A 7,018-nucleotide genomic window follows, 5' to 3' on the forward strand; every position below is an offset into this window, starting at 1 on the left:
TGAACTGAACCCCAAAAGTTGGACACTTTTGGAGGTATAAAATATGAGCAAGAGTTTGTCTTATGAAGAAAAATTAGAACTCATAAGATTATGGAAAGAAGAAAATTATTCGAGAAGAATGCTAACTGAACATTTCGGAGTATCACAGCATGTTGTAGATCGATGGAAAAAACGTTATTTAATTCATGGAGAAAAAGGATTAATTTCAAGAAAAACAAATCGTCCTTATACAAAAGAACAAATAGAAAAAATTCTACAAGAACTTAAAACTGGAATTTCACAGAAAACAATTGCAGCTAAATATCAGATTTCCCATTCAACTTTATCTAGATGGATGTTAAGATATCAATATATGGGAAAATTTGATCCAACAAAAGCAATAACACCAGATGAAATAAAATCTCTAAAAAAAGAGAATAAAGACAATCCAACTATGATGGAACTGTTAGAGAGGCTTGAGTATTCAGAAATGGAGAATGCATGCCTAAAAAAATTGGCGACCTTAGTTCAAGCTCGCAAAGAGAAAAATCAGAAGCAATCAAAGAATTAAGGTCAGTATATAAATTAGATAGATTGCTGAAATACTTTGATTTAAAGCGTTCGACATTTTATGAGAATATAAAACCCAAGAAAGATAAATACATTGAGATTAAACAGAAAATCCTTGAGATTTATAATAAAAGCAATAAACGAAAAGGATACAGGTGGATAACATCTGATTTGCATAAATCAGGGGTTCAGATTAATCATAAAACAGTATTACGTTTGATGCAGCAGCTGGGAATAAAAAGTATTGTTAGATCAAAGAAATATAATTCTTATTCAGGAGCAACTTCCGGAATTGCAGTAGAAAATATCCTTCAAAGAAATTTTTCTACAACATCAATTAATCAGAAATGGACAACTGATGTAACAGAATTTAAGGTTTGTGGTAAAAAAATATATCTTTCAGGTATTATGGATATGCATAGTAAGGAGATTATCGCCCATACTGTAAGTTTTTCACCTAATATGAAACTTATTATGAACATGATAAAACTTGCATATAAAAAAACTGGAAATCCAAAAAATGTAATAATTCAATCTGATCAAGGATGGCAATATAGGCATATTTCATATAAGTATTTCCTGAAAAAGAAACATGCAATTCAAAGTATGTCTCGAAAAGGAAATTGTCTTGATAATGCTGTAATTGAAAATTTCTGGGGTATATTAAAAACAGAATGGTTTTATCTTAATGATTTTGATTCTGTTGATAAGTTTCTGGAAGAACTAGAATCGTATATTCATTATTTTAATTATGAACGGGATTCCAGTGTTTTAAATTATCGGACTCCAATTGAAGTCCGAATGAAAAATATGGTAGCATAAAACTGTCCAAAAAATTGGGTTCAGTTCAGTTTTCGGCTACCCCACCCAGCGGGGGACACCCCCGCAACGCCCCCCGCCTTTCACTCACGAGCCGGTGCCGTCGTACTTTCTGGCGCCTAGCAGCCAGAAGCGGTAGCTCAGGTAGAAGAAAGCAAGGCCAATTAGTGGCGAGAGCCAGGATAGCAGTGGCACAGAGTCTGGCCGCAAGACGACTAAGGCCGGATAGTATGCAATAAAAGCAATGGGAATCACAAAGGTAAAAATCAGGTTGAATACCTTGTTGAAAATACTTGCCGGATATTTTGCAAAATCCTTAAAGCGGAACATTATTACCATTATGTAGCCCGAGTTCTGAATCCAGAAGCAGGTGGCGGCCGCAAAGTTCATGATTGCAATCATAAAAAGTGAGGCTGCAATCAGAAAGAGCACCGTCTGAGCAATGGTTGCCGCAGTTACCGGAATTGCAAGATGTCTCCAGGCGTAAACCAGAGTTCCTGTTCCAAAGGCCAGCTGGCCCAATCCCTTCACATCAAAAACCTCAGATATATAATAGAAGAAGATGTTTATAGGACGAAAGCAGTACTTGATGAAGTCGCCGGTTTTTACCACATAGCGCAGGTTCCAGTTGTTATCAAAAAAACACTGAACCGGAGTAAGGGCAATCAGAGAGAAGCCGTAAAGAAAAAGCATCTCGTACATTGTCCAGCCGTTGATTGACGGAAAGTTCTGAAAGAGAATATAGAAGGTCACAAAGCCTACAAGATTCGAAACTATCATTCCGATATTTGAAATTACAAAGTCGGCTCGGTAGCTCATTTTGCTCTTCAAATCCTGAATCAAAATCTTTCTATAAATATCAAGATAAAACTTAAGGCCGCGTCTTTTTGAAACTGTCTTTACAGCAGAACCAATACCAGTATTAACACCTGCCCCATTAATTATTTTTTCCTTCATACCCTAACCTCCGTTTACAGTAATTTTCTTGAGTGAAAAATTCCAGAAAACACTGCCGACTGCCGTAAGGGCCAGACACCAGGCTAACTGGAGCAGCAGCGTAAAGACCAGCCCGCTTCCCAGAGTGTAGCCCGGCTTTTGAAGAAGCACGTTCAGTGGCATATCATAAATACAGCGGAAGGGAAGATACTGTACAAGTTTACGCAGCGTTTCCGGGAAAAAGGCCAGCGGAATCGAAGCACCCGAAAGCAGAAGAACGATACTCTCCTTTACCATATTCAGCCCCCAGGTTGATTCAGTATATAAACAGATTGTCGCAACAATCATATCTATACTGAAGTTGATTACCAGCGCCATAATCACCGAGACTACGAAAAATATAAGATTCACGCTCAGCGCTATGCTACCTTTCGTTAGTATATTTATGATTATAAAGGTCGGTAAAAAAGTCAGAAAGAAAGACATGATGTTTTCGCCTATGTAAGACCAGAAGCTGTAACCGCGAAAGCTCATAGGCTTAAGAAGCTTGAGCACTATTGATCCCGACTGGATTTCCCGGCTCATATCCCACACAAGGAAAACCTCAAGAAAGTTGAAAAGCGCTGTCGCAAGCACAAGGTAAACCAGAGTGTCATTCAAGGTCATTCCGTTTACAACATCACTTCCCGAACTGGCATAAATTGCCTTCCAGAGAAAATAAATCAGAACCAGATAAATCAGATTTCCGAAAAGTGTTACAAAAGTTCCAAGGCGATAATGGAGTTTTTCCATCATGCCCAGACGGGTAAGAGCCAGATATTTTCTAAAGTTCATAAAACGTCTCCTTACATGCGGTGATTTCGATACAGCTTCGCCTACTCAACCACCGTAATCACTACGCGCTTCTCGATGCAGCCTGCGCATAAATCTTTTTAATTACTTCCTCAGTAGAAATATCTTCCACACTGATATCTTTAATACCGCCCTTTCTCTGGTACTCAGAGATTACCGACATAACATCCGTTTTGGATTCATCAACAAGTATTTCCTTCCAGCCGCTGTCTGCAAGGTTCAGGCGCAGAGTTCTGTAAGAACCGAAGTAATGCTTAAGGTGCCCAATGTCGTTATCATAAATCATGCTGCCGTGGTCAATAATAACAATTCTCTTACAAAGGGCATCAACGTCCCCCATATCATGAGTGGTAAGAATTACCGTTGTATTTTTTTCCTGATTCAGACCTTTTATCAGCTCGCGGATTTTTACTTTCATGGCAACATCGAGGCCTATTGTCGGCTCATCCAGAAAAACGATTTTCGGGTTATGCAAAAAAGCTGCAAGAATATCACTAAGAGTTCGCTGCCCTAGAGACATCTGGCGAACAGGCTTATGCAGAAGATTTTCAATATCTGCAAGGCTGCGGTAAAGCTCCAGCATCTGCTTATAGTCGCTATCCGGAATCATATAAATATCCTTAAGCAGCTTGAAGGATTCTATAAGAGGGAGCGACCACCAGAGCTGACTTCGCTGACCGAAGACAACACCAATATTTTCTGCATTGTGGCTGCGGTTTTTATAAGGAACAGTTCCGTTTACAAGAATCTCGCCGCGAGTTGGTTCAAGAACTCCGGTCATCATTTTGATGGTTGTAGATTTTCCGGCCCCGTTCGGTCCAAGGTAGCCTACAATTTCTCCTGCTTTAATGTTGATGGAAATATTATCGACCGCAGTTATAGTTTTATAGTCGCGGGAAAATAAATCTTTAAGACTGCCCTTTAGCCCCTCGTGACGGTTGAGAACCTTAAACTCCTTAGTCACTCCCTTCATGATGATTGCGTCTTCCATAAAAACCTCCGTTATCCTGTAATTTAGATTGCTTCGCTCCGCTCGCAATGACAGTACTTCAACAAAGGAATCCTCGGCGGGGTGTCCAAGCCGCTTCAGATTCCCTTGCTTTTACAAGATACCTGGATTATACTTGGTATAAGTGTGTAAGAAAATTATTATTTTTACTTATTTTAATAACTATTTTTCATATATAAAGTAATATTGTTATTAATTTCAGGAGCAACAAAATGCCGGAAACAACACAGAAACCTGTAAAAGGAATTATCTTAAAACGAAGCGACGGGTCAGAAGTTGTAAATTATAATGTAGAAGGTTTTCCAGCCTATATTCACGAGGGCTATGTTTATCCCGGCTGTACCTGGGAACGAGTTCCACACTATCATGACGATATTGAAATTCTTTCTGTTTATTCAGGCACAATGGCCTATTCAGTTGATGGCATAAATATCACCTTAAAAAGAGGCGATACACTTTTTGTAAATGCTGATAAAATCCACTACTCTATTTCAGGCCAGAATCGCAGTACTCTATATTACATTGCCGTAATGCATCCTAGTATTATCTCTTCAACCTTTGCAGTTGAAAGCAAGGCCATTAAGCCAATCATCTCAGACCGCAGTGTTCCATTTATTCATTTTAAGGCGGAAGATTTTGATGCTCCTGCAATTCAGAAACTCATGAAAGCCCTCTGCAAGGAAGAAGAGACCGGCAATGAGTTTATGATAACAAAATACTTTTTCGAAATATGGGAAATCATAATGCACCGCTTTACCGATGCCTACCGCCTGCACGTGGGCCATATTGAAGACAGCGACTCACACAATTCAAAACTCAAGGCCATGATGTTCTATATAGACCAGCACTACAATGATCAAATTACCCTCAAAGATATTGCCCAGGCCGGTGGCGTGAGCCAGAGCCTTTGTAATCAGATTTTCAACAAACTTACAGAAAAATCCCCGATAGAATATCTTATGCACTACCGTTGCCGTAAAGTCACAGACCTGCTTCTGGCCGGCGACATGAGCATGAGTGAAATTGCAGAAATCACAGGCTTTTCCGGAGCCAGCTACATGGCAGAGACCTTTAAGAAATTTTACAAAATGTCACCAAGAGATTTTAAGAAGATGAGAGCCCAGAATAATGAGACCGCAGTCTTACGCAACTTCTCCTGACTTAAACATTTTCATCATCTCATTAGTCAGGCTGTAATCATTGGGCTGAAGTTCAACCTCTTCGCGGCTAACCCACTCGGCATATTTTAACTCGCTCTCATCCATTTTGATTTTATCGTCACCATCAACCTCACAGAAAAATCCTGCCAGAATATCTTGTGCCAGTGCCCATGGCTGAGATTTATAATAGCGGATATTTTTTACCTTAAGTCCAACTTCTTCCATTACCTCGCGCTCAACAGTCTGCTCAAGAGTTTCACCAAACTCAGTAAAACCGGCAACTAGAGCAGAGTGCGCATAACCAGTACGATATTTTGTAATGAGGATTTTGTCCTTCTTCTGATTTAAGATTCCTATGATTACCGCTGGATTGATTCGTGGATAAATTTTTGATTCGCATTCCGGACAAAACAAAGCTCGCTCAACAGTATCATGTTCTAAGTTATGACCGCAGTGCCCGCAGAATTTATTATCATCATACCACTTCCAAAGATGATACGCTGAAAAGACAGCAAAAAGTTCTAAATTGGAAGCAAGCGGTAAATCACGTAACTGACGTGGTGTATAAAAAGAAAAATTTGAAAGTTTCTTCGGAACTGAAGTATGTTCCGGAATCAAAAAATATTTCTGATTATCAATGGAAAAAAGATAAGTTGCTGAAAGTTTCTGTTTCGAAAAATCTTCAAAAAGAGGATAACTTAAATCTTTTGAAAACTGATTATAGCGAACGAGAACCTTTCCCTCAGAAAATAAAAATACAAAATCCTTTTCAGAAGCCTCATAGTTTTGAAAATGATTATAAAACTTAGCCGGAAAAATATCTTGAATCATAAGCTATTATGTCATTTTTTAAGTTTTCAGTACATATGGGCAGTGAGAGGATCGAACTCCCGACACCCTAAAATCGGAAATCCGTTAAAAACAATTGCGAAAGCAATTGTTTAGGATTATCCGATATATGGGTAGGAGCGAACGGCAGTGAGCGACTTCGACAGAATGTCGGGAGCTATGAGATCCGACAAAACCACAAAAAGAGTCTCATAACAAAAAAAAGACACTCTAAAAAGAGTGTCTCTAAATGGGCAGTGAGAGGATCGAACTCCCGACATTCTGGGTGTAAACCAGACGCTCGTACCAGCTGAGCTAACTGCCCGAAAAAAATCGGCAACTTTCTACTTTCCCGGAACGAATCCAGTATCATCGACGTAAGAGAGCTTGACTTCCGTGTTCGGAATGGGAACGGGTATTACCTCTCCACTATGGCCACCGATATTATTTACAATATCATACGAAGAGCACTAGTCTGAAACATCAGAGCGTGCAGAACGGAAATATATCAGAAAAGAAGTTTTTGTTCAAGTAGTTTATGAACGGAAACGATGATATGGCCAAGTCTCACGACTTATTAGTAATGCTCGGCTGAACGTCTCGCGGCGCTTACACCTGCATCCTATCAACCTGGTAGTCTCCCAGGAGTCTTCAGGGAACTTAAAGTTCCAGGGAAGTCTAATCTTGAGGTGGGCTTCCCGCTTAGATGCTTTCAGCGGTTATCCCTTCCGGACTTAGATACCCAGCACTTACCCTTGGCAGGATAACTGGTAAACCAGAGGTTCGTCCACTTCGGTCCTCTCGTACTAAAAGCAGCTCCTCTCAAACTTCCATCGCCCATAACAGATAGGGACCGAACTGTCTC

7 protein-coding genes, 1 tRNA gene and 2 rRNA genes are annotated in these 7,018 nt (G+C 39.8%); 3 read left to right on the top strand and 7 right to left on the bottom strand.

Annotated elements, in window-relative coordinates; genetic code table 11:
* The first annotated feature begins 43 nt into the window (after positions 1-43).
* Positions 44-550 carry a helix-turn-helix domain-containing protein gene (locus BM161_RS13980; protein ID WP_074932838.1) on the top strand — a complete coding sequence of 169 codons (507 nt, stop codon included), beginning with the start codon at positions 44-46 and terminating at the stop codon, positions 548-550.
* Positions 481-1,371 carry an IS3 family transposase gene (locus BM161_RS13985; protein ID WP_074933868.1) on the top strand — a complete coding sequence of 297 codons (891 nt, stop codon included), beginning with the start codon at positions 481-483 and terminating at the stop codon, positions 1,369-1,371. The genes BM161_RS13980 and BM161_RS13985 overlap by 70 nt, the downstream gene beginning before the upstream one ends.
* 84 nt (positions 1,372-1,455) lie before the next feature.
* On the opposite strand, the gene BM161_RS13990 is transcribed toward BM161_RS13985, so the two are convergent.
* The 3 genes from BM161_RS13990 to BM161_RS14000 form a co-directional block, all read right to left on the bottom strand.
* Positions 1,456-2,325, bottom strand: a complete 870-nt coding sequence (locus BM161_RS13990) for an ABC transporter permease (protein ID WP_083425819.1) — start codon at positions 2,323-2,325, stop codon at positions 1,456-1,458.
* Positions 2,326-2,328: 3 nt separating this feature from the next.
* A complete protein-coding gene (locus BM161_RS13995) occupies positions 2,329-3,138 on the bottom strand; it encodes an ABC transporter permease (RefSeq protein ID WP_074933871.1) in 810 nt (269 codons plus the stop codon).
* Between the two features lie 61 nt (positions 3,139-3,199).
* Complete coding sequence (locus BM161_RS14000) at positions 3,200-4,147, bottom strand: ABC transporter ATP-binding protein (protein WP_074933874.1); 948 nt, start codon at positions 4,145-4,147, stop codon at positions 3,200-3,202.
* 230 nt (positions 4,148-4,377) lie between these two features.
* On the opposite strand from BM161_RS14000, the gene BM161_RS14005 reads away from it, so the two are divergent.
* Entirely contained in the window at positions 4,378-5,325 is a 948-nt protein-coding gene (locus BM161_RS14005) for a helix-turn-helix domain-containing protein (RefSeq protein WP_074933876.1), read from the top strand.
* On the opposite strand, the gene nudC is transcribed toward BM161_RS14005, so the two are convergent.
* The 4 genes from nudC to BM161_RS14025 form a co-directional block, all read right to left on the bottom strand.
* Positions 5,308-6,156: an NAD(+) diphosphatase gene (nudC, locus tag BM161_RS14010; protein WP_074933879.1), complete on the bottom strand. Its 849-nt coding sequence runs from the start codon at positions 6,154-6,156 to the stop codon at positions 5,308-5,310. The genes BM161_RS14005 and nudC overlap by 18 nt on opposite strands.
* 248 nt (positions 6,157-6,404) lie before the next feature.
* A tRNA-Val gene (locus BM161_RS14015) sits at positions 6,405-6,478 on the bottom strand.
* 6 nt (positions 6,479-6,484) lie between these two features.
* Positions 6,485-6,596, bottom strand: a 5S ribosomal RNA gene (gene rrf / locus BM161_RS14020).
* Positions 6,597-6,709: 113 nt separating this feature from the next.
* Positions 6,710-7,018, bottom strand: a 23S ribosomal RNA gene (locus tag BM161_RS14025); the annotation flags it as partial.

Origin of the sequence: Treponema bryantii, assembly GCF_900113965.1 — a bacterium.
Lineage (GTDB): Bacteria > Spirochaetota > Spirochaetia > Treponematales > Treponemataceae > Treponema_D > Treponema_D bryantii_A.